This is a genomic window from Arsenicicoccus sp. UBA6765 (assembly GCF_002453335.1).
Taxonomy (GTDB): domain Bacteria; phylum Actinomycetota; class Actinomycetes; order Actinomycetales; family Dermatophilaceae; genus Arsenicicoccus; species Arsenicicoccus bolidensis.
Window position 1 is genome coordinate 1 of sequence record NZ_DKGR01000045.1, and the last position, 211, is coordinate 211.

1 protein-coding gene is annotated in these 211 nt (G+C 76.8%); it reads right to left on the reverse strand.

Annotated elements, in window-relative coordinates; genetic code table 11:
• On the reverse strand, positions 1 to 211 hold a 211-nt coding region (locus B4K29_RS12630), incomplete at both ends, for a hypothetical protein (RefSeq protein WP_414632595.1).

Consider the following 211-nt stretch of genomic DNA (forward strand, 5'->3'; position numbering starts at 1 on the left):
AGGAAGGACACGACGACCCCGACGGCGAGCGCAGCGGGCACCCAGCGCAGGGAGCCCCCGTCGTCCGGCAGCGCCACGGAGGCCAGGAGCAGGGCCGCCGAGATGCTGACCGTGACGAGCGTGCCGCGGCGGCTGGGCAGCCCGACGAGCCGGGTCCAGCCGAGGGCGATGACTCCCGAGGCCAGCGCCACCGACGCCACGGTCACGGCGG